Source organism: Streptomyces gossypii (assembly GCF_025165795.1).
Lineage (GTDB): Bacteria > Actinomycetota > Actinomycetes > Streptomycetales > Streptomycetaceae > Streptomyces > Streptomyces gossypii.
Window position 1 is genome coordinate 12444 of the sequence record NZ_JAJAGO010000011.1, and the last position, 26499, is coordinate 38942.

The 26499-nt window shown below is 72.0% G+C and carries 21 protein-coding genes; 9 read left to right on the forward strand and 12 right to left on the reverse strand.

Features of this window, described 5'->3' with window-relative positions; translation table 11 throughout:
• Positions 1-36 precede the first annotated feature (36 nt).
• The 4 genes from LHJ74_RS22560 to LHJ74_RS22575 all read right to left on the reverse strand — a co-directional run bounded on the left by LHJ74_RS22560 (position 37) and on the right by LHJ74_RS22575 (position 5842).
• The gene (locus LHJ74_RS22560) at positions 37-1026 is read right to left on the reverse strand and encodes a helix-turn-helix transcriptional regulator (protein ID WP_260219980.1); all 990 of its coding nucleotides are present in this window, start codon (positions 1024-1026) and stop codon (positions 37-39) included.
• A 208-nt stretch (positions 1027-1234) separates the two neighbouring features.
• Positions 1235-2497, reverse strand: coding sequence for a S8 family peptidase (locus tag LHJ74_RS22565; RefSeq protein ID WP_260219981.1), 1263 nt, complete (start codon positions 2495-2497; stop codon positions 1235-1237).
• Between the two features lie 140 nt (positions 2498-2637).
• Entirely contained in the window at positions 2638-4893 is a 2256-nt protein-coding gene (locus tag LHJ74_RS22570) for a PI-PLC domain-containing protein (protein ID WP_260219982.1), read from the reverse strand.
• A gap of 166 nt (positions 4894-5059) precedes the next feature.
• A complete protein-coding gene (locus LHJ74_RS22575; RefSeq protein ID WP_260219983.1) occupies positions 5060-5842 on the reverse strand; it encodes an NAD(P)H-dependent oxidoreductase in 783 nt (260 codons plus the stop codon).
• A 71-nt stretch (positions 5843-5913) separates the two neighbouring features.
• On the opposite strand from LHJ74_RS22575, the gene LHJ74_RS22580 reads away from it, so the two are divergent.
• Both LHJ74_RS22580 and LHJ74_RS22585 read left to right on the forward strand, forming a co-directional pair.
• A complete protein-coding gene (locus LHJ74_RS22580; RefSeq protein ID WP_260219984.1) occupies positions 5914-7023 on the forward strand; it encodes a GlxA family transcriptional regulator in 1110 nt (369 codons plus the stop codon).
• 129 nt (positions 7024-7152) lie between these two features.
• Positions 7153-7671 (forward strand): NUDIX domain-containing protein, encoded by a 519-nt coding sequence (locus tag LHJ74_RS22585; RefSeq protein ID WP_260219985.1) that lies wholly within the window; start codon positions 7153-7155, stop codon positions 7669-7671.
• Positions 7672-7698: 27 nt separating this feature from the next.
• Here LHJ74_RS22585 and LHJ74_RS22590 read toward each other — a convergent pair whose 3' ends face one another.
• Positions 7699-9030, reverse strand: a complete 1332-nt coding sequence (locus LHJ74_RS22590; protein WP_375546808.1) for an MFS transporter — start codon at positions 9028-9030, stop codon at positions 7699-7701.
• A 70-nt stretch (positions 9031-9100) separates the two neighbouring features.
• Here LHJ74_RS22590 and LHJ74_RS22595 point away from each other — a divergent pair, with 70 nt between their 5' ends.
• A complete protein-coding gene (locus LHJ74_RS22595) occupies positions 9101-10126 on the forward strand; it encodes a GlxA family transcriptional regulator (protein ID WP_260219986.1) in 1026 nt (341 codons plus the stop codon).
• Positions 10127-10557: 431 nt separating this feature from the next.
• Here the strand turns inward: LHJ74_RS22595 and LHJ74_RS22600 are convergent, their stop codons facing one another.
• Positions 10558-10938 (reverse strand): STAS domain-containing protein, encoded by a 381-nt coding sequence (locus LHJ74_RS22600; RefSeq protein WP_260219987.1) that lies wholly within the window; start codon positions 10936-10938, stop codon positions 10558-10560.
• A 351-nt stretch (positions 10939-11289) separates the two neighbouring features.
• On the opposite strand from LHJ74_RS22600, the gene LHJ74_RS22605 reads away from it, so the two are divergent.
• A complete protein-coding gene (locus LHJ74_RS22605; RefSeq protein ID WP_260219988.1) occupies positions 11290-11865 on the forward strand; it encodes a sigma-70 family RNA polymerase sigma factor in 576 nt (191 codons plus the stop codon).
• Positions 11862-13301, forward strand: coding sequence for a zf-HC2 domain-containing protein (locus LHJ74_RS22610; RefSeq protein ID WP_375546809.1), 1440 nt, complete (start codon positions 11862-11864; stop codon positions 13299-13301). The genes LHJ74_RS22605 and LHJ74_RS22610 overlap by 4 nt, the downstream gene beginning before the upstream one ends.
• Positions 13302-13452: 151 nt before the next feature.
• Here LHJ74_RS22610 and purU read toward each other — a convergent pair whose 3' ends face one another.
• Together purU and LHJ74_RS22620 are read right to left on the reverse strand one after the other, a co-directional pair.
• Positions 13453-14397, reverse strand: a complete 945-nt coding sequence (gene purU / locus LHJ74_RS22615; RefSeq protein WP_260219989.1) for a formyltetrahydrofolate deformylase — start codon at positions 14395-14397, stop codon at positions 13453-13455.
• A 33-nt stretch (positions 14398-14430) separates the two neighbouring features.
• Positions 14431-14928: an SCO4402 family protein gene (locus LHJ74_RS22620; RefSeq protein ID WP_260219991.1), complete on the reverse strand. Its 498-nt coding sequence runs from the start codon at positions 14926-14928 to the stop codon at positions 14431-14433.
• A gap of 123 nt (positions 14929-15051) precedes the next feature.
• On the opposite strand from LHJ74_RS22620, the gene LHJ74_RS22625 reads away from it, so the two are divergent.
• Positions 15052-16371, forward strand: a complete 1320-nt coding sequence (locus LHJ74_RS22625) for an ABC transporter substrate-binding protein (protein ID WP_260219992.1) — start codon at positions 15052-15054, stop codon at positions 16369-16371.
• 85 nt (positions 16372-16456) lie between these two features.
• On the opposite strand, the gene LHJ74_RS22630 is transcribed toward LHJ74_RS22625, so the two are convergent.
• Both LHJ74_RS22630 and LHJ74_RS22635 read right to left on the reverse strand, forming a co-directional pair.
• Positions 16457-18856, reverse strand: coding sequence for a hypothetical protein (locus tag LHJ74_RS22630; protein WP_260219993.1), 2400 nt, complete (start codon positions 18854-18856; stop codon positions 16457-16459).
• Positions 18857-18989: 133 nt separating this feature from the next.
• A complete protein-coding gene (locus LHJ74_RS22635) occupies positions 18990-20381 on the reverse strand; it encodes an NsdA family TPR-like regulatory protein (RefSeq protein WP_260219994.1) in 1392 nt (463 codons plus the stop codon).
• Between the two features lie 238 nt (positions 20382-20619).
• Here LHJ74_RS22635 and LHJ74_RS22640 point away from each other — a divergent pair, with 238 nt between their 5' ends.
• The 3 genes from LHJ74_RS22640 (at position 20620) to LHJ74_RS22650 (ending at position 23418) form a co-directional block, all read left to right on the forward strand.
• Complete coding sequence (locus LHJ74_RS22640; protein ID WP_260219995.1) at positions 20620-21465, forward strand: bifunctional DNA primase/polymerase; 846 nt, start codon at positions 20620-20622, stop codon at positions 21463-21465.
• A 291-nt stretch (positions 21466-21756) separates the two neighbouring features.
• Complete coding sequence (gene sigJ, locus LHJ74_RS22645) at positions 21757-22728, forward strand: RNA polymerase sigma factor SigJ (RefSeq protein WP_260219996.1); 972 nt, start codon at positions 21757-21759, stop codon at positions 22726-22728.
• Positions 22729-22872: 144 nt separating this feature from the next.
• Positions 22873-23418 carry a hypothetical protein gene (locus LHJ74_RS22650; protein ID WP_260219997.1) on the forward strand — a complete coding sequence of 182 codons (546 nt, stop codon included), beginning with the start codon at positions 22873-22875 and terminating at the stop codon, positions 23416-23418.
• Between the two features lie 120 nt (positions 23419-23538).
• Here the strand turns inward: LHJ74_RS22650 and LHJ74_RS22655 are convergent, their stop codons facing one another.
• The gene (locus LHJ74_RS22655; RefSeq protein WP_260219998.1) at positions 23539-25254 is read right to left on the reverse strand and encodes a transporter; all 1716 of its coding nucleotides are present in this window, start codon (positions 25252-25254) and stop codon (positions 23539-23541) included.
• Complete coding sequence (locus LHJ74_RS22660) at positions 25251-26072, reverse strand: ABC transporter ATP-binding protein (protein WP_311203343.1); 822 nt, start codon at positions 26070-26072, stop codon at positions 25251-25253. Before LHJ74_RS22660 ends, LHJ74_RS22655 begins: the two co-directional genes overlap by 4 nt.
• Positions 26073-26499: the final 427 nt, after the last annotated feature.

A 26499-nucleotide genomic window follows, 5' to 3' on the forward strand; every position in this document is an offset into this window, starting at 1 on the left:
GGTGTCGGACGCGGCCGGCCGGGCGTGGCCATGACGTTACGGAGCGGCCTGTGGTGCGTCGATGGACGAAGTACGGCAGGCATGGTGAATCCCGCCAGGCGGAGGCCCGGCGGCCGGGGGCAGGGCGGAGGTGATGACCCCGCTGTCGCGCCGGAACTCGCCCGGCGTGATGCCGGTCTCCCGGCGGAAGAAGCGGCAGAAGTACGCGGCGTCGGCGAAACCCACCTCGCGGGCCACCCGCCCCACGGTCAGGCTGGTGCTGGCCAGCAGCCGCTTGGCCTCCAGCACTTGGGCCTGCCGGACCAGCTGGCCCGGCGTCCGCCCGGTGGCCGCCTTCACCGACTCGCTGAGATGGCTGACCGAGACCCCCAGCTCCGCGGCCCAGTCACGGACCGACTGCCCGGTGGCGCCTCCGGGGCCGGTGAGCAGCCGCGCGAACCGCTGCGACAGGACGGCGGCGGGGCCGGGCCGTACGGTGGCCGTCTGCGTCAGAGGCACGTCGTGGTCCACCGGCAGGCGGTTCGCCCGTACGACCAGAATGTGCAGATACGCCTGGAGTACGGAGGCCATCCCGGGGCGCTGCTCCCCGTGCTCCCGCAGCATCCCGGTCACCACCGGCTCGATGTCGGCCGCCTCGTCGGTGTCGAGCCGGGCACCGGAGCGCTCGCCCAGGCCGCGCAGCAGATCGCGGTCGCCCGGGTGGGCGAGCAGAAAGGCGTCGTCGAAGAGCACGACCCAGCCGTCCAGATCGCTGACACCCTCCCAGTAGTGCACCTGGCCGGGGGTGATGACGCACAACTGCGGGGGCTGCAGCGGTCTCCGGCAGAGATCTACGACATGACTGCCCCGCCCGCCGGTGACATAGACGATCTCGTGGAAGGTGTGCCGGTGGGGGAACTCGGCACGGGACAGCGGGCCGATCGAGTCGAACGTCCCGATGGCGAAGGGGAGTTTGTGCGGGGCGGACACTTCCAGGCGGTGCAGTGGCACCACCACTCCATGGCTCTCTTCCACGGCCGAATTCATCCATTCTTCATACGGCTTGCGCGTCGAGAAGCCCCCCGGTTCACGCCCCTTCTACCCCCGGGCCCTCAGATGCACTCGCCTCGCAGCGGGATTGGTATGGACCGGAGGCTCGGCGGCCCGCACTCCCGTACCCGGACACACCGAGGTGCGCGGTGCTCAGCGGCACCGCGCACCTCGGGACTGTCCGTGAGGAGTTGCTGACAGTAGCTCAGAAGCGGCTGTACAGCAGCTTGTTGGGCGATCCAGTGCCCGCTGCCCTGACCCTGCCCTCGGTGGAGGCGTCCAGCAGTGCGCTGGAGACCTGAGCCGGGGTCTCCGTGGGATGCTCGGCGAGCCGGAGTGCGGCGGCGCCGGTGACATGCGGTGCCGCCATGGACGTACCGCTGAAGACGGCATTGGCGGTGTCCGAGCTGAGCCCCGCCGAGACGACCCGGTAGCCCGGGGCGAAAAGGTCAACGCAGGTGCCGTGGTTGGAGGATACCCAGCGTGCGTCCGTGCTGGTGGTGGCCGCGACGGTGAGCACCGCGGGCGCGCGGGCGGGCGACTGCTCGCACGCGTCGACATCGTTGTTGCCCGCCGAGACTGCGACGGTCACACCGGCCCTGACCATGGCGGTGACGGCGGCGTCCTTGGCGTCGGTCGCGGAGCCGCCGATGCTGATATTGGCGACGGCGGGCTTCACGTGGTTCTTCGCCACCCAGTCGTAGCCCGCCAGGACGTCGGCGGTGGTGCCGCGGTTCTCGCAGTTCAGTACGCGCACCGCGACCAGCTTCACCGACTTGGCCACACCGTACGTCCTGCCCGCGACGGTGCCCGCGACATGCGTGCCGTGGCCGTGGCAGTCCTGGGCGGTGGCGTCGTCGTCGACGAAGTCGTGGCCGGACTTCACGCGCCCGCCGAACTCGCTGTGGCTGAGGCGCACACCGGAGTCGACGACGTAGGCGGTGACGTTGGAGGCGTCCGTGTCGTAGGTGTAGCTGTCGCTCAGCGGCAGGTCGCGCTGGTCGACACGGTCGATGCCCCAGGTCGGGTCGGCCTGCGTCGCGTCGCCCTGCTCGATGCGGTTGGGTTCGACGTAGGCGACGGCGGGATCGGCAGCGAGCCTGCGGGCCGCCGTCTCGTCCGCCGTGACGCTGAAGCCCTTGAGCGCGGTGGCGTAGGTGCGCTCGACCTCGGCTCCGGAGGCACCCGACTTCTTGAGCAGGTCACCGGCCAGACTGCGTACGGAGGGCGCGGACTTGAGGCGGGAGGCCCCGGGTGCGTCCTTGCCCGTCTGCTTCATCACGACGATGTACTCGCCGCTGATCGCGCCGGGTTCGCCGGCTCCGCGGATCTCTCCGAGGCCGGTGCCGGGCTCCAGCGCACTCGCACCGGCGGCGGTGCCGCTGAGCAGGGCGAGAGCTGCGGCCGTGGCGAGGACTATCCGAGAGGTCTTCTTCGTTCTCTTCTTGGTTCTCTTCGCATGCTGCAACGGAGCGAGCCCTTTCGGTCGGGCGTGCGATGGCCGCTCCGTTCTAGCCGCACACATGTAGCACCAAGCGCTCATGTACGGCATAGGCGACTATTCGAGTCGATGTCGTTGTCGAATCGTTACCCTGGCTCGGCGGAACGTCAGGACGTACGGGCGGCGTTGAGCGCCTCGACGGCGGCCTGGGCGTCCCCGAGGTTCGTGAAGTCCACCGCGATGAAGTTCACCGGCCGTCCGCGTTCGGCCTCGCAGCGACGCGCCCGCTCCAGCACGAAGTCCTTGCCGTTCACCTCTTCGGCGTCGATCCGGCTGCCGCCGCCGTGCGTGATGAAGTGGTTGAGCAGGAACAGCCCCTTGTCCTTGCCGCCGCGGTTGGGCTCGCAGCTCATCTCCCCGGGGGAGCTGAAGGCGTAGGGCGTCTCCATGCCGTACCGGTAGTAGTTGCGATACCAGGGGGCCGGGCCGTCCTGGCTCTCGGAGAAGACGACAAGGCGGGTGTCGTCCTCGACCATCTCCCCCAGGGTGGGCCACTGAGCTTCCGGATCGGAGTCGGGCGTGAACAGCAGGTCCTCCAGACCTGCCTCCCGGAACGCGGAGGCCGTCTGCTCGCCGCTGATGCCGTCCTGGGTTATCAGGGTGACCAGTTCCCCCGGATGCTCTTCGAGCCAGTCGCCCACCTCGCGCAGGGTCTCGACGAGAGGCACGGCTCCGGCCCGGCAGATCGCATGGCACAGCCAGAGTCCGCGCCTGGGCGGGCTCGCCTTGTCGATGAGCCCGGTGACCTGCCGCTGCATGTCGGGGGCGAACTCGGAGAGCTTCAGGCGCTCGGCGATCTCGTCGGGACGCTCCCAGGTGTGGGTGTCGATGAGCAGCGCCCTGGCACCGTTGTCCAGCTGCGTGGTGATGTCGGCGTCCTGGAGCGGACTGATGAACTTGTCGGCCGTCGACGACATCGCGTTGTGGCTGGCCAGGTAGGCGACCTGGTCGTAGCGCAGATCGCACAGTTCGGCAGAGCCGTTGCAGTAGATCCGCTCCGAACCCCTCGCCGCCGTCGGCAGCAGGGCGGGGCCCAGGACGACCGTCGTCGTGACGAGCACGCCGATACCGCCCAGCGCGGCCTTCCGCGCACGCAGCGACAGCGAACGGCCCGCGGCGCGCCGCTCCCACGCGACGGAGACGACGAACAGCAGCAGGCCCGCGCCCAACGGCAGGAGCGAGGCGAGCAGTCCGGCGTCGACGAGAGAGCGGAGGCCCGTCCGCTCCAGGTCCGTCACCAGGGCGGCCAGCGAAGGCGGCCATGAGGCGGGCGGCGTCCACAGCCAGGCGTCAGCGAGCCACCGTGCCAGCAGAAAGACGGAGGCGGTCAGGGCGCCGCCCATGAGGAGCAGGCGGGCGAGGAGACGCAGGCGCCGCGCCCGGGTCCGGGGCCCGAAGAGCCACAGGAGGACGACCGCCGCGATGCCCGCACCGGCGGCGAGCGTCTGCACCAGCCCCATGGTGAGGTGGGTGATGCCGCGTGCCGAATGCAGCGCGCCGGTGTCCGCGCCCGAGTTCTGCAAGTCCTCGGCCACGTTCCACTGGCCGCCATCGGTGATCTTGAGCAGGTCCTGCTCCGCCTTCTCGCCGCCGGTGCCTGCCGTGGTGCCCGGCAGATGCGGACCGACCGCGGCCAGGGCCGTGGCCACGTCTCCCACCGAGAGCGCCCCCTCGACCTGGGCGTGCAGCGCCTCCCGTTCGCCCTTCGGCACACCGGAGAGCAGCAGGCGGGTCGCGTCCTGGACCGCCTTGTCGCCGAGCTCCACGCGGGGCAGACCGGAGGGCCTGCGGCCTGCGGCGAGATCGTCGAGAGCGGTTTCCATCGCCTCCAGGGCGGCGTCCAGATCGGCTTCGGTGCGCTCCTCGGTGCCGGAAACCAGGCTGCCCAGATACACCTCGCCCAGATCGCTCAGATTGGCCAGCACCGGTGTGAGGTCCACCGACAGGCTCAGACTGTCGGTGTCACCCCGCAGGTAGCGGAGCAGCGCGGCGATCTGATCGCCCGTCAGCTTCCTTACGGTGGCCATCGGCAGCACGGTCTTGAGGTTCGCCGTCACCACCGACTCGGGCACCGGCAGACGCGCCAGCAGGCTCCTGGTCACCGGCTGTGCCTCCGGGTCGACGAGCACCTCGTCGTACAGCCGGTCGTACGCCCGCTCGTCGTCCAGGACGCCCTGGTAGAAGCCGCGGTTGAGCACCGTGCCGCGCAGGGTGCCCGCGCTCACCAGGACCGTCACACACAGCACGGCCAGCACCCCGGCCAGGACCCTGGTCACTCTCCCCGGCCGGGCCTGACGCCAGCCGACGGGTGCAGTGGAGTCCGAGGGCCCGGTGCGGCCGGCCTTCGACGCTGCGTCGCCCACCTCGGCGCCCTCCCCTCCGGATCCGTGACAGCTTTGCTGCCCGTTTGCTGCTCACCAGACTAGTTTGCGGGGAGCCCCACTTCGTCACGTATCGCGCGCACCCCCTCGGCGAACGCTTGCGAGATCGCGGGCGGCCGGGTAGTCGCAGGCGGCCGGGTATGCGAACCTACCCCGCGCCGGGGGCGCCCTCCGCGTGCGCGCCTACCCCCGTACGCCCCCGCGCGACGTCCGGGCGGAGCACCAGGTCCTCGTCGTACGCGCCGCCCCGCTCGTGCCGGTAGGGGATCGGCGTGGCCGTGGGGAGCGTCCGGAGCCGCTCCCGGAGCTGGGCGGCGGCCTCGTCGGCGGCCTGGGCCGTGGCACGGTCCGCGCCGTACACGACAAGCGGCGGCAGCGCGGCCATCCCGGTGTACCAGAACGTGCCGTGCAGCAGCGGGAAGAGCACCTCCTCCACCTGCCCGTGGATGCCGCGCGGTCCGAAGCTGGACTCCCGGGCACCGACCGAGGTGACCACCAGTGCCCGCTTTCCGGCGAGCCCGCCGTCCCCGTACCGCCGCACGCCGCCCTGGTCGTCCTTGACGCCGAAAGCGAAGCCCTGCACGAGCACGCGGTCGAACCAGCCCTTGAGGATGGCGGGCGGCCCGAACCACCACAGCGGGAAGTGGAAGACGATCGCGTCGGCCCAGGCGATCTTCTCCTGCTCGGCGAGGATGTCATCGCTCAGCTTGCCCTCCCGGTATCCGTGCTCCTGCTCCGCGCCGACGAACAGCCGGTCGGTGGACTCGCGACGGAAGTCCCCCGCGTCCACAGTGGGCTTCCAGTCCATTGCGTAGAGGTCCGAGACGCGGGTCCGGTGGCCGGACTCCTCCAGCGCGCGCAGGCCGTCGGCCATGAGCGAGGCGTTCAGGGAGCGGGTTTCGGGGTGGGCGAATATCCAGAGAATGTTCATGCCTCCGATGCTGCGTCCGACTGCCCGGCGCGACCACTGGCCACATGGACACGATGTGAAAGAATCGGGCCATGTCTGCTGTGGCTGCCGCGCACGAGCGGCCCGACGCATCTGCCGCACCTGCCGCACCTGGCTTCGGCGCTCCCGGTCGGCACCGGGTCGCCGTCCTCGTCCGTCACGGGGTGCTGCCGCTGGAGCTGGGGCTGGTCCACCAGATGTTCGGCGGCGCGGTCGCGCCCCGCGGCGCGCCGGATGCCGGTGAGCCGCTCTACGCGGTGGTGACCTGCGCACTCGCCCCCGGCGAGATCCGTACGGATGCCGACTTCCTGATCCGCGTCGCCTGCGGGCCCGAGTTGCTGGCCGAGGCCGACACCGTGATCGTCCCGGCCTCGCACGAGGCGGACGAGACCGAGAGCGAGGGACGGCTCGGCACCGCGCTCGCCGACGCCCTCGCCCGCATACGCCCCGGCACCCGGATCGCCTCGATCTGCACCGGGTCCTTCGTCCTGGCCGCCGCCGGGCTGCTGGACGGGAAGCGCGCCACCACCCACTGGAAGTCCGCCGACCACTTCCGGGCCCTCTACCCTGCGGTGGACCTCGATCCGGACGTCCTCTACACCGACGCGGGCGACGTCCTGACCTCGGCGGGCGAGGTGGCCGGGATCGACCTCTGCCTGCACATGATCCGGAGCGACCACGGGGCGGCCGTCGCCAACGACGTCGCCCGCACCACCGTCGTACCACCCCACCGGGACGGCGGTCAGGCACAGTTCATCACCCGCCCGGTATCCGAGCCGGGGCGCCGCGCCTCCACCGGCACGGCCCGCGCCTGGGCCCTGGAACATCTCGACCGCCCCCTCACCCTCGGCGAGTTGGCCGCATGCGAGTCGATGAGCGTACGGACCTTCACACGCCGCTTCCGGGAGGAGGTCGGCCTCACTCCCGGCCGGTGGCTCAGCCAGCAGCGCGTGCAGCGGGCCCGGCAACTGCTGGAGGAGACGGACCTGCCCGTCGACCGGGTGGCCGCCCAGGCAGGCTTCGGCACCGGCACCTCACTCCGCCAGCACCTCCAGACGGCCCTCGGCGTCTCCCCCAGCGCCTACCGCCGCACCTTCCGCGGCCCCGCCACCCTGCCGGACCGCCTCCCAGCGACCACTGATCTTCATCGGTCGACGGTTTGACCACGCGAGGGCCACTTTCCTGGTCAGTCCGTCGACCGATGAAGATCCACGAGGAGAGCCGTCAGCTGGGCGGAATCGCGCACCTGCACCGCATTTCGCGGGAGAACGGCGAGTCCGTGAAACGGTGGGGTGGTGACTCAAGGCAACGAGCAGCCCCGCGTACTCAGGCCCGCGCTGGAATCGATGACGCTGCTTGTCGCGGCCGTCATCGTGCACGACACAGCCGCCGACCGCGTTCTCCTGCTCCAGCGTGGCGAGCAGGCCAAGTTCGCCCGGGGCAAGTGGGATCTGCCTGTCGGGAAGAGTGAACCGGGCGAGGCGGTCACCGGGACCGCGGTCCGTGAGCTGTGGGAGGAGACGGGGCTGACGGTGCGGCCCGAGGCCCTGAGGATCGCCCATGTCGTCCACAGCGCCCGGGGTGTCGAAGCCCCCGGCGGCTTCCTCACCGTCGTCTTCGCCGCAGACCGGTGGTCCGGCGAGCCGGAGAACCGTGAGCCCCATAAGCACTCGCAGGTCTGCTGGGTGGATACGGACGCCATACCCGGGGAGTTCGTGCCCTCCAGCGCCGGTGCTCTGCACAGTTATCTGAGTCAGCATCAGGCCCAGGCCCAGGCACGGGTGGAGATCACGCTGCACGGGTGGGGCTGAGCCGGACTCCCCGCCGGGAGGCGTCCGTCAGGCCGCGATCGTGACCTCCGGGCGCCGGCGGATGACCAGGGCCATCAAAGCCGCCGTCGCGCACAGTGCGCCCGAGGCGATCCACACGATGTCGTACGTGCCGAAGGTGTCGCGTGCCAGGCCCGCCAGGAACGCGACGATCGCCGCGCCGATCTGGTGTGACGCCAGCACCCAGCCGAAGACGATCGCCCCGTCGGCGCCGAAGTGTTCCCGGCACAGGGCGATCGTCGGCGGCACGGTCGCCACCCAGTCGAGGCCGTAGAAGACGATGAAGAAGAGCATCGGCGGCTGCAAGTCGTCCGTGAAGAGCATCGGGAGGAAGAGCAGCGAGACCCCGCGCAGCGCGTAGTACGTCGCCAGCAGCCGCCGGGGATCGTAGCGGTCGGTGAACCAGCCGGAGGCGATGGTGCCGATGATGTCGAAGACGCCGATCACCGCGAGCAGCGAGGCGGCGGTCGGTATCGCCATTCCGTGGTCGTGCGCGGCCGGGACGAAGTGGACGCCGATGAGGCCGTTCGTCGAGGCGCCGCAGATCGCGAAGGTACCGGCGAGCAGCCAGAAAACCCTGGTGCGGACGGCCGAGTTGAGTGCGCCCAGGGTGCGGCGTGCGGCACCGGTGGTGGAGACCTCGGGCGTCACATAGTCGTCGCCCGCCCCGTACGGCCGCAGTCCGACGTCCTCGGGCCGGTCCCGCAGAAGCCACATCACCAGCGGTACGACGGCGAGCGCCGCCCCGGACACGATCAGCGAAGCCGTCCGCCAGCCCGGTCCCCCCACCAGGACGGCGATCAGCGGCAGGAAGACCAGCTGCCCCGCCGCTCCGCCCGCGGTGAGCACGCCGGTGACCAGGCCGCGGCGCTGGACGAACCAGCGGTTGGTGACGGTGGCCGCGAAGGCCAGCGCCATGGAACCGCTGCCGAGACCGACCAGCACGCCCCAGCACAGGATCAGTTGCCAGGCGGAGGTCATGAAGACGGTCAGCCCGCTGCCCGCCGAGATCAGCAACAGTGCGCAGGAGACGACGCGTCGGATGCCGTAGCGCTCCATCAGCGCGGAGGCGAACGGTGCGGTGAGCCCGTAGAGCAGGACATTGATAGAGACCGCGCCGGAGATGGTGCCGCGCGACCAGCCGAACTCGTCCTGCAGCGGGTCGATGAAGAGGCTCGGCGTGGAGCGGAAACCCGCCGCCCCGATGAGTGCGACGAAGCAGACGAGCGCGACCCACCAGGCACGGTGCACGCGCGGTCGGCGGCCGGGGCGCGGGGAGTCGCTCCCGGCTCCGGTCCCGGCCTCGGAACCGGGGGACTGGGGAGGGAGTGTCTTTGTCACGCGCTCACTCTCGGCTGCCCGGCCCGTCCGCACGAGTGGCCCGACGGCCACCATATGCGAGGATCGGGCCATGAGTGTTTTCCGTCACCACGGCCGCCACCGGGTCGCCGTGTTCGTCCGCCATGGGCTGCTGCCGATCGAACTCGGCATCCCGCACCGGATGATGGGCCGCGCCAAGAGCGCGGCGGACGAACCGCTCTACGAGGTGATCACCTGTTCCGTCACCCCGGGTGCGGTCCGTACGGACGCCGACTTCAGCGTCAACGTGGAGCACGGGCCCGAGGCGCTTGCCGAGGCCGACACGGTGATCGTCCCGGCGGCGCACGAGAGTGACGAGCCGTCCACCACCGGCAGCATGAGCCCGGCGCTCGCCGACGCCTTCGCCCGCATCCGCCCCCGCGCCCGGATCGCCTCGATCTGCACCGGGGCGTACGTTCTCGCCGCAGCCGGGCTGCTCGACGGGAAACGGGCAACCACCCACTGGGCCTCCTGCCTCCGCTTCCAGCAGCTCTTCCCACAGGTGAAGGTCGACCCGGACGTGCTCTATGTGGCCGACGGAAGGGTGCTCACCTCGGCCGGGGTCGCCTCCGGCGTCGACCTGTGCCTGCACATGGTGCGCGAGGACTTCGGCTCGGCGGTCGCGAACTCCGTCGCGCGCCGGACGGTCGTACCGCCCCACCGGGACGGCGGGCAGGCGCAGTTCATCGAACGGCCGATGCCCGAGCCCGGCATACACGGCACCGGCACGGCCCGCGCCTGGGCCCTGGAGCATCTCGACCGTCCGCTTGCGCTACGGGAGTTGGCGGCACGCGAGTCGATGAGCGTACGGACCTTCACGCGTCGCTTCCGTGAGGAGGTCGGGCTGAGCCCGCAGCAGTGGCTGACTCGGCAGCGCGTCGAACGGGCCCGGCACCTGCTGGAGAGCAGCGACCTGCCCGTCGATCAGGTGGCGGCCGCGGCGGGCTTCGGCTCGGCCGCGGCCTTGCGCATGCATCTTCAGACGGCTCTCGGGGTGTCACCCAGTGCGTACCGGCGGACCTTCCGCACGGGCGGCGCCGACGCGGCGGTGGCGCAGGCGGTGGGCACGGGCCGGTGAGCGCGGGCCGGTGGGCACGCGCGGGCCCACCCGGGGCGGTGTGCCCGTGCGTACCACCGGGCGCCACACGGACGGCCACCGCCCGGACCGGCGCTCAGACCCTGCCTCCGAGGAGGCCGACGCCGTCTCGCGACCCGCAGTCGCCGAGGCTTCGGGCGCGACAGCCCGCTCCTCGACTCCCCTCACGACGCATCGCTCACCCAAGCGTGATCAAGAGGACACTCCACGTCAACACCTGGTCTGGGCTTTCCGCAGCCAGGAGGGGTGGAAGGGGGTCATGGCGGGGCGCAAAGGGCACGGGCGGCGGCGCGCAGGGAGTCGTGGGACATCACGTACGGGCGCGGACAGTCACTCGGGATCAGCAGGCAGCGGTGAGCGACCGCGGTGACCGGCAACGGCAAGCGGCGGCACTGAGGATCAGGCGGTGAAGATCAGGCGGTGAGCGGGCCCGTCGTGGCTGACTGGCCGGTCGCCGCGGGCAGGTCTGGGTAGCAGTCGAAGAGCCTGCGCACACCGAGCGCGGCGAGCACACGGTTGACATGCGAGCCGTCCTCGGCACCGCGCGCGGGGAGGATCAGCCGCAACTGCCCTGCGCAAGAGCGCATCAGCCGACGGGACGCGATCAGGACACCCACTCCGCTGGAGTCACAGAAGAGCACTTCGGAGAGGTCGAGCACGAGGCTGCGGCGGCCCTCGGCCACAGCGTCATGGACGCGCTGCCGCACGGCGGGCGAGGTGACCAGATCCATTTCGCCGGACACTCGCAGGACAGTCCACTCCCCACGCACCTCCTCCCATACTTTCAACGACACGTGGCCCCTTCCCTTTCGCTCACCGAACGAACTCGATCGCCTGCCGGAAGTGATCCTTCCCTGTCTCGGCTGCCCTGCCGACCGCGGTCAAAACTGCTTCACCTCATGACCCTATGCCCTGGTCGACCCGTTCCTCCCCTTCGTTCCAGTCGGAACAGCACGCTCATCTGGCATATCCGTGCAGGGAATACCACTCACGAACGACAAAAATCAGCAGAAAGTGACGAGTTCGACACCATCAGCAATATCTCTAGGGCGCACATTGCCTCAAAGGGGCGTACGTTGTCAGCCCCCCGCACTACATTCGAGGAGACGGCTGGGGTGACGAGGGCGTTTGGGGAGCGGGGCCACATGGCATACGACACATCACCGCGTTGGGACCGGAAGATGCAGCAGCGGCTGGCGCGAGGCGAGGCAGCGGCGCTGAGCGAGCTCTACGACCGCTACGCCGCCCTGGTCCACAGCCTCGCCCACCGCGTGCTGGACGACGACGAATCCGCAGACCGTACGACACGGGAGGTCTTCACCCATGTGTGGGAACACCCGGACGCCTACGACCCGCGGCAGGGTTCGCTCCGCTCATGGATCGCCGCGCTCGCACAGCGGCAGGCCGCGTACCGGCTCCGGCAGCAACAGCACGGTGGCTCACCCGAGCAGATCGAAGAGAAAGTGCGCGCCGCCTCCGCCGCCGCCCGCGCCGACTACATCGTGACGTCCATGCCCGCGTCGCTGCGCGCCGCCCTCGAACTCGCCTACTTCCAGCGCCGCGACTGCCGTCAGACAGCCGAGCACCTGGGCGTCACAGAAGACGAGGCGCGGCGCAGACTGCGGCTGGGGCTCCAGCTGCTCTCCTCGGCCACGACCCGGCCGCTGCCAGCCGGACCGGAATCACCCCGCATCCCACCGGGCCTCGGGCGAGCGCGGTGAACGGGCCGTACGAGCCCTCCGGCCACAGCCCGGACGAAGGGCAGAGGGGCCGCGCACCCGGAGACGAAGGCGCGGGCAGCGCGGGCAACGACGGCGCGAGCGGCGGCATCGGCCCCCGGCCGTCCCGTATACCGACACCCCGGCGGGCCGCCGAGGACGGCAACTGGCCGCCACCGCCGGCACCTGGGCCGAACCTCGAGCACACACCACCCGAGGGGCGGACCCAGACTGCCCGAACCCAGGCAGGGCAAGCACTAACGGCCCAAGCACAAACGGCCCAAGCACAGCCCGTCTTCGACCACAGCGTGCTGAAATCCCTGCTCGGCGCCTGGGCATTGGCCGCCTGTACCGCCGAAGAGGCGGCGGCACTGGAAGCCCATCTCGGCGAGTGCGCCGCCTGCGCCGACGAAGCCCTGCGACTCCGGGACGCCGTCGGCCTGCTGCGCCCCGAGGAAAACCTCGACCTCGACCCGCAACTGCGCTCCCGAGTACTGGCAGGCTGCCTCGTCCGCAGACCAGCCCGCGTCCCGATGCCCGAATGGGCCGCTCCCTACGACGCGGAGACCGCCCGGCTCGACGCACTGCTGCACGACATGGCTGAAGCGGAATGGCGCGCCCCCGTCCGACTGCACTGGTTCGACGGCAAACAGGGCGTCACCGAACGCGAGACGACCGTCGCCGGAGTGATCGGCCACCTGCTCGCCGTGGACGGCATGGTCGCCGCCTCCCTGGGCCTGCCCGACCCACTGAGCACGATCCCGCTGCCGCGCGGGGCGGGGCCCGAAGCACGTACGGAAGCCCAATGGCGCACCGGCTCCCACACCGGGCCTCCCTACCCAAGCCCCGTCGGGACGGACGACACCCCGCAGGCAATCCGCGTGCCCTGGCGCGAACAAGGCCACTCGCTGATCCGCACCGTCTCCTTCGCCGGGCGCTGCACCGCCGAACTCGAAGCGTCCTACGGCACGTTCACCCTCCCCGTGAAAGACGCCTTCCTCGAGCGCGCCTTCGAATGCTGGGTGCACGCAGGAGACATCGCAGCAGCCGTGGACTATCCGTACGATCCGCCCCAGGGCCCCCAACTGAACCTGATCGTCGACCTGGCCGCCCGGCTGCTGCCCGGCACCATCGCCAGCCGCAGACGCTCGGGCCTCGCCACACCCGCCAAACGGCTCTCCGTACCCGGAGCGCCGGGCCGCACCCTCCACCTGGAAGTCGAAGGCAGCGGCGGCGGAGACTGGTACATCCCGCTGGACTCACCCGCTGCGAGCGCCTCCCCGGAAGAAGAAGTGGCGCATGTGGCGCTGGACGGGGTGGAGTTCTGCCAGTTGGCGGCCGGGCATGTGGCACCACAGGAAGTCGCGGCCGGGCAGTGGGGAGACCGGGAAGCCATCCGGGACGTGCTTTTCGCTGCGGCGTCGCTTTCGCATCTGTGACGGGGAGGCGCCTGCGGGGGCCTCTCCCCTGACCCGCCCCTTCCCGAAACCGTGCCCAGCCCCGGACCCCGGCGACGCAGGCCCCAAGCCGGCACACCGGCCGCGCCGGGTCGGGGCGTAGCGGGCCGGGAGGAGGTCCGTCGGGGAAACGCTAGGTGAAGACGACCGTGCGGCGGCCGTTGAGGAGGACGCGGTGTTCGCTGTGCCATTTGACCGCGCGGGCCAGCGCCTGGCACTCCACGTCGCGGCCGATCGCCACGAGCTGTTCGGGGGTGACCTCATGGCCGACCCGTTCGACCTCCTGCTCGATGATGGGGCCCTCGTCGAGGTCGGCGGTCACGTAGTGCGCCGTCGCTCCGATCAGCTTGACGCCGCGCGCGTGTGCCTGGTGGTAGGGCTTGGCGCCCTTGAAACTCGGCAGGAAGGAGTGGTGGATGTTGATGATCCGCCCGGACAGCGCCTTGCAGAGATCGTCCGAGAGCACCTGCATGTAGCGGGCGAGCACCACCAGTTCGACGTCCTCGTCCTCGACGAGCCGCAGCAGCCGCGCCTCGGCCTCCGCCTTGGTGTCCCGGGTGACCGGGATGTGGTGGAAGGGGATGTCGTAGGAGGCGGTCAGTTCGGCGAAGTCGGTGTGGTTGGAGACGACGGCGGCGATCTCGACCGGCAGGGCGCCGATCCGGGAGCGGAACAGCAGGTCGTTCAGGCAGTGGCCGTACTTGCTGACCATGAGCACCACCCGCATCCGGTCGGCGGCGCGGTGCAGCTGCCAGTCCATCCGGAAGGAGTCGCCGATGGCGCCGAAGCTGGCCCGCAGCTTGCTGAGGGTGGTCAGGGACGCGGCGGCGTCATCAGCCGCGCTCTCCCGCTCGGTGCCCGGCCCCGCGCCGTCGCCCTCCGCGTGCTCGGGGCCGCCCGCGGAGCCGCCGCCGCTGAAGTGGACCCGCATGAAGAACAGCCCGGTGTCCCGGTCCCCGAACTGCTGGCTGTCCTCGATGTTGCATCCGGTCATGAACAGGAAGCTGGACACGGCGTGCACGATCCCCTGCTTGTCCGGACAGGAGAGGGTAAGGACAAACTCTTCGGCCTCGCTCATGCTCCCAGCCTGGCACACACAGGGGCGGCCGGCTCAGACCGCACGCAGCAGGACCGCCAGCGCGTCCAGCGAGCTCGGTGGCACGTCCGGGTCGTCCCCGTCGTTCACCGCCAGCCGCAGGTGTGCCTCGCGCGCCGAGCGGACGGCCTCCGGCCAGCCGTGGTGCTCCATGTACGTCGCGACGGGGGCGTCGGCGCCGACCTGGTGCATGATGCGCAGCACCCGCAGCACCGCCGTGTCGACGAGGGCGGCCTCCTGCGAATCCCGGAAGATCGTCCCGACGTACTTCTCGGCCGACCAGCTGTCCAGCCAGGTGTCCTCGACGAGGCGGTAGACCGCGTCGGTCACGTCGCCGTAGCCTGGCTGGCCCGTCAGCCAGCAGTTCTGCTGGAACGCGGGGTCGGAGAGCATGTGCAGTGCCGAGCGCACGTTACTGCGCCAGCGCCACCAGGGCATGTCATTGACGGGCATGGCGTCCATGGTGGTGGACCGACGGCCACGACGGGAAGACCTCTCCGAAGCTTGCTGCATGGTGCTCGACCATACGTTCTCCGGTACCCCCACCCACCGGCCCCCCGTAATTCACTCTGTCGTCACCGTTCGTTGGCCGGACATCACTTCCCAGTTATGCCCCGCGCGGCATCGTGCTCAGACATGACTGCTCGGCGCCGTGCTCACAAGGTTACCGCCCTCGCCGCCGTCACGGCCGCGTTCGCGTCACTGCTCAGCGGCTGCTCACTCCTCCCGGGAACGGCCGAGGCCGGAGACGACCCGATAACCGTGATGACCTGGGCCCCCGACAAGACCAAAGCGACGAACATGCCCGGAATGCCCGCGATGGCCGAGGCGTACGCGCGCTGGGTCAACGCGGAGGGCGGCATCAACGGCCGCCGGCTCGAAGTACTGACCTGCAACGACCACAACGACACCGTCAAGGCCGCACGCTGCGCGAGCCGTGCCGTCAAGGAAGACGCGGTGGCTGTCGTCGGCTCCTACAGCCAGCACGGCCGCTCCTTCATGTCGCCGCTGGAGGGGGCCCGCATCCCCTATATCGGGGGCTACGGACTCGCCGACGAGGAGTTCACCAGCCCGCTCTCCTACCCCGTCAACGGCGGCCTTCCGGCGCTCGTAGCGGGCAACGGGCGGCAGTTGGCCGCCGGTGAATGCGGACGCGTCTCCCTCGTACGGCCGGACACCACCGCGGGCGACCAGCTCCCGCCGCTGCTCAACTCCGGACTGCGGGACGGTGGAGCGGCAGGCGCCGCACCCGTCTCGGACATCCGCGCGCCGGAGGACGCCACCTCCTACCGGACGGCCGCCCAGCAGGCCCTGGAAGGGGCGGCGGGCGGCAGTGCGGTGGGCAGCGGCGGGGCGGGGGGCGGCGCCTGCATCACCGCGGTGCTCGGCGGGCGCACGGACACCTTCTTCGACTCCTTCCGGCGGATACAGGGCAACGACCCGCAGATCCGTACCGCCTCGGTGCTGGGCAGCGTCCGGCAGTCGCTGGTGGACCGTACGGGCGGGGCGGACAGCCCGCTGGACGGCACGTACGCGACGGGCTGGTACCCGGGCGCGGACGACCCGCGCTGGAACCCGATGAAGAAGGTGGTGCGGGAACACGCCTTCAAGGACAACCGGATCGACACCGCCGACCCCGGCGTGCAGACCACCTGGATCGCCTACACGGTGCTGCGTACCGCGCTCGAATCGTTGGACGACGGCGCGGCGGTCACCACGGAGAGCCTGCGCAAGACGCTCGACGAGGGGCGCCCGATCCCGACCGGCGGGCTCACCCCCGACCTGCGCTGGCACTACGAGGACCTGCTCGCCGCGCACGACTTCCCGCGGATCGTGAACACCCAGGTGACCTACCAGCGGGTGCGGCAGGGCCGGGTGGTGTCGGTGCGCAAGGGGTTCGTGGACGTGGAGGAGTCGCTGGAGGCGGGGCGGGAGGACAGCGTCACGGACAACTGAGGCGAGCCGGCCCAGGGGCCCCAGGCGGGGTCGGTGCACGGGCCCTGCGCCGGGCGGCTGCTGCCCGGCGCACGTCGTCCTCCGGTCAGAGCTGGGTGAACTTGCGCTCGCTCAGCCCGTACTCCCGGGCGGTCGGGTTCCACAGCCCGGCCGCCTCCTTCTTCGCACCCGTCGCCTCGCCGCTCGCGGTCGTCCCTGCCACCTGCTGCTGCGTCGAGCGCGGATTGCCCTTCGGGCAGCCCTTCTTCCCGGCCACCTGATCCGCCCAGGTGGCGTACGCCCGGTCGGCCCGCTCGGAAGCCTTCCAGGCGCGGGTGAGGGAGTCGCTGAGCGCGGCGTTGTCCGGGACCTTGCCCAGCTCCAGCTCGCCCAGCTTGGTGACCAGTCCCTTGCGCTGCTCGGCGGCGGCGCGCAGGTCAGTGGCGGCAGCACCGAGTTTCTTGCACTGCTTGATGTTCTGGACGGCGTTGATCACCGAAGTACGGCTGTTGTTGCTCGACTCCAGCAGTTTGTCCAGCTTCTTCGCCTGGGTCTCCGCGGTCACCGGAGCGGGCGACTTCTCGGTGGGCGGGGCGCTGGACGGGGTGGGAGCGTCCTTGGCGTCGTCCTCGTCCCCACCACCGCCGCCGCCGCTGAGGGCGGCGCCCGCGCCGATCCCGACAACGATGAGCGCGGCGACCCCCACCCCGATGAGCACGGCGGGCGAAATGCGGCTACCGCCCTCCCCGCGCTCGGCGGTGCGCCGTGCGGCACGGCCCGCCTCGTACGGGGCGCCATGCGGCTCGTACGAGGCGGCGGGCCCGGGGCCCTGCTGGTGTGCGGCGGGGTCGAACAGGGGCATGCTCTGGGTCGCCCCCGCCTCACCGGAATCCATGGGGGGAGGCTGCTGGCCCGGTCTGCCGTGCTGACCGTGCTGCTGCGGCGCGCGCTGCCCCTGCTGGGGGGCGGCTCCGCCGGGCGCCGGGTCGGACCGGAAGAGGCTGTCGAACTCGGCGGGCGGCTGCCGGTCCTCCGGCGCGCCGGGGCGAATGCCGTACGGGGCACCCGGGGGCGGCGGCGGAGTGGCCCTGGCCGGCGGTGGGCCGCCCGGCGGGCCCGGCGGGGGCTGCGGCGGCCGCGAGTCCCCTCCGCTCGCCTCCGGCGGCAGCGGGCTGCGCAGCATCGCCGTCGCCTCCGGATCGGCGTTGCCCCGCTGCGGTGGCAGCAACTGCGTGGACTCCGCGGCGGAATCCGCCCCGTAGCCCGGCTCCGCTCCGGCGCGGAAGGGCGGGATGAGCTGAGTCGATTCGGCGTCCGCGCTGTCGTGCGCGGGCTGCGGACGCAGCTGTTCGGTGAAGGAGTCCTGCGGGAGCGGGCGTCCGGCGGCGCTCGGCGGCCACGCACCGGGCTGCATCCCCGGCTGTGTGCCGGGCTGTGCCCCCGGCGGCGGAAGCGGAGCCGCGCCCCGCGACAGCGGCCCCAGGGACAGCATCTGCGTCGACTCGGCGTCACCGTCAGCGGGGGCGTGCGGAAGTGCTCCGGGGGCCGCCGGGGGCCGGCCGCCCCCTCCCCCCGTGCCCTGCCCGGGCGCCGGGGCCCCGGCGGGCGGCTGCGGCGGGAGAAGTTGCGTGGACTCAGCATCCCCGGCGTGCGGCGGGAAACCACCCGGTGGCGGGGGCAGCGCGGTGGACGGGGGTGCGTTGGGCGGAGGTCCGGCGGGCGGCAGCGGAGCGGACGGCTGACCGGGACGCCCGGACTGACCGGCGTGTGAGGGCTGACCACTCCCGGACGGCAACTGCCCCATCGCCGACGACGGACCGGCCTGCAACGCGGGCCCGCCGTGGGAGGGCGGGCCCGCGTGCTCCGGCGGAGCACTCTGCGGGGGCTGGCCCTGCGGGGGCGGCGGGCCGCCGGGCGCGCCGTGCGACGGCGGGCCGGGGTGGGGCGGCTGCCCGCCGGGGCGGGGCGGCCAGTTCGCAGGCGGCTGCGGCACGGGCGGCGGGGCCTGCGCGGGCTGACCGGTGCCGGACGGCGGGCCGGGATAGCCGTAACCGCCCTGCGCTTGCGGGCCCGGGTAGCCGTAGCCGCTCTGCGGCTGGGGACCCGGGTAGCCGTAACCGCCCTCGGAGGACTGCGGGCCGGGGTAGCCGTACCCGCCCTGGTCGGGCTGGGCGCTGGGATACCCGTACCCGCCCTGCGGCGGAGGGCCGGGGTACCCGTAACCGCCCTGGGCCGGGGGGCTGCCGGGGTACCCGTAACCGCCCTGGGGCGGGGGTGCCGCCGGTGGCGGTCCAGGGGGAGCCGGGGGCGCGCCGTAGGGCGGCGGGGGCTGTTCGGGCTCCGGGCCGCCCGGACCCCAGGGCTGCCCCCAGGGCTGGCCCTGGGCGGGCTGCGGGGCCGCCGGTGGCCGTGGCTGGTCGGGTATCCACGGCTCGCCGCTCGACGGCAGCACGACACCCTCGTACGGGGGCTCGTCGCCCTGTCCGTGTCCGCTGTGCGTTGTCACCGGGACTCCTCGATAAGCCTGACTGCCGAACGGTCGGCTCACGCTACCGGGTCGCTCGAACTGTCGACCACAGCCCCGATCATGGGGAACCTCCCCACCCTCGCATTGCGGTACCAGGCTCCTAAATACCCCGTTATGCCACCGCCCTCAGCTCCACGCGTGCGGTGAACTCGGCGACGACCGGCACCTTCGCGTACGGCACCAGTCGCTGCTGGAAGTCGTCCAGATACTCCGCCCCCCGGTCGGAACGCAGTCCGGCGAGGACTTCCGCCGCCTTTGCCCCCGTATGACAGGCGTGCTCGACCTCACGCTGCCGCAACTGCCCGTCCGCGAGCAGAAACAGTCCGATGGCCCGGCGCCGCGCGCGCCCCTCCGAGTGCCCGGCCAGGGACTCGCGCGCGCGTTCGATCGTGCCCTGCGACTGGCCGAGATCCCGGTGGCAATGGGCGAGTTCGTCCGCGAGATAGGCACGGTCGAAGTGCGCGATCCACACCGGATCGTCACCGGAGTCGGCCTGCGCCTCCGCCGCCTCCAGCGCCTTCAGCGCCTGCCCTGCCACCGCATGGCAGAACCGCGAGTCCCCCATCAGGGCATGCCCCCGCGCCTCCGCCGCCAGGAACATCGACTGCGCGCGCGGCGTCACCTGCCCCCGCGCACCCTCCTGTGCGGCGCGCGCCAACTGGGCGATCTCACGCGGGCTGCCGAGTGAGGCGGCCAGGTGGCTCATGCTCGCGGCCAGCACATAGCCGCCGTACGCACGGTCACCCGCCGCCTGGGCCATCCGCAGCGCCTGGATGTAATAGCGCTGGGCGAGGCCGGGCTGCCCGGTGTCGACGGCCATATAACCCGCCAGCTCGGTGAGCCGGGCGACCGCTCCGAACAGCGCCCGGCCGACGTCCTCCCGGTACGAGCCCGCCAGCAGCCCGGAGACCACGCTGTTCAGATAGTGCACGACGACCGGGCGGACATGGCCGCTGCCGTGCCGGTGGTCCAGCTGCGAGAGGGCGTCGGTCATCGACTGCACGGCCGCCACGTCCGCCGTACCCACCCGCCCGCCCGCCGTACGGGACACCGCCTCGTCCGGGGCGGTGATCAGCCAGTCGCGGCTCGGCTCCACGAGCGCGGTGGTGGCGACCGTCGACCCGGTCAGGAAGTCGCGGCGCCCCACGTCGCTGCGCCACAGCTCGCACACCTGCTCGACGGCGGCCGGGACGGTGGGGGCGAACTGCAGGCCCACGCCGGAGGCGAGGTTCTTGCCGTTCGCCATGCCGATCTCGTCGAGCGTGACCGGACGGCCGAGTTTCCGCCCCAGCGCCTCGGCGATGACGGCGGGCGCCCGCCCGCGCGGCTGCTGACCGCGCAGCCAGCGGGCGACGGATGTCTTGTCGTAGCGGAAGTCGAGCCCGTGCTCGGCCCCGCACACGTTGACGCGGCGGGCGAGACCGGCGTTGGAGCAGGCGGCTTCCTGGATGAGTGCCTGCAGCCTTTCGTTCGGCTGCCTCGCGACCAGTGGCCTGGCGGCCATGTGATCCCCCTTCTCCCGATGCTCCCGAATGTCACGGATGATCACTGCCCAGCGCACATACCGGGAATTCCGGCACGATGCGGCGCAATGGACCGGAGGGTGACTACCCGTACACCACCAGTAATCCCCATACGCGCCCCCGCAGATGCTCCGGTGCGCCCCAGACGGCGGAACGTTGCTGCTCGTGCGAGAGCTCGCGCCCCCGTAACCCTTGTACAGAAGGGGAGTTGGGACCTGCATGGAAGAAACCCGCGGAAACACCTCCCCCGTCGCAGCCGTCACCCCGGGCGCCCCTGGCGCCCCCCTCGGCACAGCGCCCCCCGTTCCGGCACCCGCCACGATCATCGGACAGATAGCCCGGCCGCAGGCCGGAACGCCACTGGAGCACGCCGTGCGGTACGCGGAGGACCGGCGCTGGGACGTCTTCCCCGGCACCTGGCTCACCCCCGTCGGCGGAATCCTGCGGTGCAGCTGCGAGGACGCCGCCTGCACCGCCCCCGGCGCACACCCCGCGGGCGTGCGCTGGGCAGGCGAGGCGGCCGGCAGTGCGACGGCCGCACGCCGCCTGTGGTCCCGCGAGCCGAGGGCCTCCGTACTCCTGCCGACCGGCCGTACGTTTGACGCGCTCGACGTGCCCGAGACCGCAGGCTGCCTGGCAACCGCCCGGATGGCGCGCACCGGGCGCACGCCGGGCCCGGTCATCAGCACCCCGGACGGCCGGATGGTCTTCTTCGTACTGCCCGGCGCGGCGCCGAAGCTTCCGGGCCTCGTACGGAAGCTGGGCTGGTCACCGGCGCGGCTGGACCTCGTCGCGCGCGGCGAGGGCGACTGGATCGCGGCACCGCCGACCCGGCTCGGCGGCAGGGGCTCGATGCAGTGGGCGCTCCGGCCGACGGCGGCGAACCGCTGGCTGCCGGACGCGGAGGAGCTGCTCCCCGCGCTGGCGTACGCCTGCGGCCACGGCGCCGCCAGGTCCAGCGGACCGGTCCCGCCCTCGCCGCCACCCTCGTCCTCCCCTGCACCGGCGGCCGCAGCAGGGAGGGCTGCGGCGACCGCAGCGGCGGGGAGCCGCTCGCGAGGCTGACCGCGCTCGCGGGGCGCGTACGGGGCGCACGGCGCGCGGGGGGCGTAGGTGAGGCAGGGGGACGCTGGGCGGCAGGGCGTGCGGGGGAAACCCGTGGGGCGGGGGGAAATCCTGGGAGGCGCGGCGGATGTCACACATCGGAGCGCTGCGTCGTCCTCAGGGCATGAGAATTGCCATTGGATGCGACCGTATGCCCATGGAGTACTTCCGGTTGACGGCCGGGCCAGCCACCGAGCCCGCCGGCGTGCGGGGCGGTACGCCGCTCGCGCCCCGGCCCGCGGAGCAGCCGCGATGAGGCCGGGTCAGCGGGACCCGCAGGGGCACGGACAGCAGAGGCAGGAGCAGGGCCGGGCGGAGGGGTACGACCAGGACGCGCTCGCGCGGGCGTTCGAGGCGTACCGGCCGCGCCTGCTGCGGGTGGCGTACAGCACAACCGGATCGCTGACCGAGGCGGAGGACTGTGTCCAGGAGTCCTGGCTGCGGCTGCGTCGCGTCCCGGACCCGGCGGCCATCCACGACCTCGGCGCGTGGCTGACCAGGACCGTCGGACGTCTGGCGCTGGACGCGCTGGGCAGCGCCCGCGCCCGGCGGGAGCAGTACGTCGGAACCTGGCTGCCCGAGCCCCTCGTCGAACAGCCAGGGACTCGCGGCGACCTCGACCCCGTCGAGCAGATCACGCTCGACGAGTCGGTCAGCATGGCGCTGCTCGTCGTACTGGAGCAGCTCTCGCCCGCCGAGCGGACGGCCTTCCTGCTGCACGACATCTTCGGCCTCTCCTTCCCGGAGGTGGCCGAGGTGGTCGGCCGCTCCCCCGCCGCCGTACGGCAGCTCGCGTCGCGCGCCCGTCGGCATGTCGAGGACGGCCAGCCGCGGTTTCCGCCGAGCGACGGCCAGCAGCGGGAGCTGGTCGCCGCCTTCGTGACGGCCTGCCGGCAGGGCGAGCTGGACAGACTGGTCACACTGCTCGACCCGGAAGTCGTGTGCCGTGGCGACGGCGGCGGCAAGGTCGGTGCGCTGGGTTACATCGAGCGGGGCGCGCTCAACGTCGCGAAGGTCCTTCTCGCCTTCTCCCGTCAGCTGCCGGAAACGCCGCTGATGGCCGTGATCAACGGTGCTCCGGGACTCGTCATCCGGGGCAAGGACGGCCGCCTGTCGACGGTCGCGCTGACCTTCGACAACGGAAGGATCACCGCCGTGGACGTCATGCGCAATCCGGACAAGCTCGGCACGCTGCTCGACATCGAGTCAGCCACCCGGGACTGACGCGAAGCAGCTGCCCGGTGACCGGCCGCCCAACTGACCACGGGGGGCACTCAGTTGATCGCACAGCGCGAGTAGAATCGCCCGGCGGTGCGAAAGCCGCGCAAGAACGCCATGCACCCACCACAGGAAGGAACGGGACTTTTCATGACGCGCGCGACGACTGAAGGCACGCCGCCCAGTACCGGATCAGGTGGCGGATCAGCCGCTGCCGGGCCGACGGGCCCCGCCTACCCCGTCCAGGCGGTGAACGGCCGCGGAACCGTCCGGCTGCTGCGGACGGTGACCTTACTTGCCTGCATCGAAACCCTCGTACAGGCCGCGCTGGCCGGTCAGTTCATGACCGGCGACAGCGGAAAGCTCAGCTGGCACGAGGCCAACACCGGGCTGCTCGTCCTGCTGACGGCGCTTCAGATCGTGGGGGCGGTGCTGCTCTGGCGCCGCAACCGCCAACTGCGCTGGCCGATCCCGCTGACCGTCGTGGTCCTGCTGCTGACCGTTGCACAGGCGGTACTGGGCGCCAACGGGGAGACTGCGGTGCACATACCCGTCGGCGTAGCCATCTGCGGTGCGGAGGCGGCACTCGTGCTGTGGGCCTTCCTGCTCCGCCCGAACAGCCCGAACGGCCTGAACAGCCCGACCGAACCGGACGACTCCGGCACGGAGGCCGTGCGTCCCAGCCGAACGGCCTGAACCAGGCCGGGGCCCGACCGCTCCCGGCCCCGGCTCTCCCCGACCCGGCTCTCCCCGACCCGGTTCCCCTGCGTTGCGGATCTCCACCGTCAACTGCTGTTCCGCATCAGCGACTCCGCGTCAGCCCCGGCTCACCGCCGTGAGGATCTCCGGCAGCCGGTCCGCCACCCGAGGCGCCATCAACCGCAGCGCGAGACCGCACAGCCCGGCCCCGTACGCCAGCCCCGCGGGCAGAATCAGCCACAGCGCGTCATGCGCCCCCGACAGATGCATCCAGATCGTGGCGGCCAGCAGCGGCGCACCGAGGACCACGCCCACCAGCATGCCGCCGAAAATGCTCAGATACGCGAGCGAACCCTGCCCGGGCGCAACGTTCTTGCCGCTGTCCTGTGGAATCGAGTACGCGAAGTAGGCGGAGGAGACCACCCCGGTGGCCAGCAGCGCACCCAGCAGCGCCAGAGCGAGCCCCAGCACCTCCGGCAGCGTGGCCCAGTCGTCCATCAGCAGCGCCGAGAGCAGCGACACCGCGACCACGTACGGGACGCCGACCACCGCGATGGCCAGCAGCCGCCCGCGCAGCTCGCTCGCGGCGTCGCGCGCCGAGGAGACGGTGGAGGCCACCATCCAGAAGCCGGAACTGTCCTGCCCGAACTGGTTGTACATCTGGAGCCCGAGCATGCCCGCCGCCCAGCAGACGTTGTAGACGCTGCCGTTGCCCTGCACCGCGAACACCACCGGTAGCAGGATGCCGACGCCCAGCGACGCCCCCCAGCCCACCTTGGTCTTCGGGTCGCGCCACGCGTACCTCAGCGAGCGCAGCGCCACCGCGCCCGTACGGCCCGCCGGGAGCAGCGCCGCGAGGCCCCGCGCGCCGCTGGCCCGGCCGGTCGACCCGCCGGTGACACCGTCGCCGCCCGCGCCCGCACGCTGCGGCTCGGCGGCCTGCAAGGTCGAGGAGTCCGGCGAGATCATCAGCCGCTCCATGCTGCGCCGCCACCACCACAGCGTGCCCGCGAGCGCCACCCCGCAGAGCGCGAGCTGAGCCAGCGCCAGCGCGTACGAGCCGTCGCCCGCCGCGCGTACGGCGCCCACCGCGGCGGCGGGCGGCACCCAGCGCAGCACCTCCGTCGCCGGTTCCAGCAGGGAGAGCCCGTCCGGTTCGGAGAGCTTCTGGAAGCCCAGATTGAACAGCTGCGCGCCGACGGCGATGATCAGGCCGCTCAGCAGCGCCAGATCGCGGCCCTTGCGGCTGGTCAGCAGCCGGACGTTCGCCGTGGCCACGGCCCGTGCCAGCGCCACACACAGCAGCAGGGCCACCGGCAGGGCGAGCACGGCGACCGCCGCCCCGGCCCAGCCGTGCGCCACCGCGATCACCGCACCCAGCAGCAGGGTGAGGGTGAACACCGGCCCGATGCCGACCAGCGACGCGACGAGCAGCGCGGTCACCAGCGGGCGCGGGCGCAGCGGCAGCATGACCAGCCGGGTCGGGTCCAGCGTCTCGTCCCCACCAGGGAAGAAGAGAGGCATCACGGCCCAGCCCAGCGCGAGCAGCGCGGTCAGCGGGAGGACGACGTCCTCGGCGTGCTCATGGCCGCGCAGCAGGACCAGGCCGAGCAGCTGGAGTGCGGCCACCAGCAGGGCCAGCACGATGGAGGTGACGAAAGCCGCCGTGCGGGTGGTGGACTGGTGCAGGCCGTTGCGCAGCAGCGACAGCTTGATCCGTACGAAGACGGGGGCGGGGTGCGGTGTCCGTGCGGGGGCGGCGTCGGCCGCCTCGGCCGGGCCCGCCGGGCCCGCCGGACCGCTTGCCGGGACGGAGCGGGTGTCAGCGCTCATCGGGCGCCGCCGCCCAGCCAGTCCAGGCTGTCACCGGCGGCCGAGCGGGCGCCGGCGCCGACGAGTTCGAGGAACGCCTCCTGGAGGGAGGGCGCCTCGCCCCGTACGGCGGCCAGGGTGCCGTGTGCACGGATCTTTCCGGTGGCCATCACCGCCACCCAGTCGCACAGCGACTCGACGAGTTCCATCACATGGCTGGAGAAGACGACCGTGGCACCCGAGCCGGTGTACCGCTCCAGCACCCGGCGGATCGTCTGAGCGGACACCGGATCGACGCCCTCGAACGGCTCGTCCAGGAAGAGGACTTCGGGATTGTGGAGCAGTGCGCAGGCCAGCCCGATCTTCTTCCGCATGCCGGTGGAGTAGTCGACGACCAGCTTGTGCTGGGAGCCCGCGAGATCGAGCACGTCCAGCAGCTGGGTCGTACGCCGGTGCACCTCCTCGTCGGGCAGACCGCGCAGGGCACCCATGTAGCCGAGCAGCTCACGGCCGGAGAGCCGCTCGAAGAGCCGTAGCCCCTCGGGCAGGACGCCGATGCGGGACTTCACGGCGACCGGGTCGCGCCATACGTCGTGCCCGGCGATCTCGACGGTGCCGGAGTCGGGCCGCAGCAGGCCAGTGATCATGGACAGGGTGGTGGTCTTGCCCGCGCCGTTGGGGCCGACGAGCCCGACGAACTGGCCTGCGGGCAGTTCGAGATCGATCCCGCCGACGGCGATCTGCTCACCGAACTGCTTCCACAGCCCGCGCACGCGGACGGCGGGGGCGGGCGGCTCCGGCGGCCTCACCGAGCCGTCCACGGCGCCGAAGGAGGGCACGGCGCCGTCCTTGCCGATCACCCCACGGGGCGGCTGGGCGCGGGCGGCCCCGGCGGCCCTCTCCCCCCGCTCCGGCCCACCCGCACCCGGCCCCGGACCATCCTCGGCCGCACCGGTTCCCCCGGCGCCCGCCTCCGTACTGCCCGGCCCCGAAGCCGCCGCCTCCGGGGCGGCGCTGGCCGGGTTGTCGGCGACCGGCGCATCGGCGACCGGCGCATCGGTGACCGGCGCATCGGTGACCGGGGCGGCAGGCCACGGGCCGCCCGGCGAATCCGCGTCGAGCGGACCCGTGCCGGGTCCGCTCCCGCCGTCGCGCCGTGATCTTCCGCCCTGATGTTCGCCCGTCATGCCTGCGCGCCTTTCGCCGTCCCCTCAGTGGGCCCCCGCAGGGTCCCCGAAGAGGCAGGTCACGCCCCTTCTCGAACGC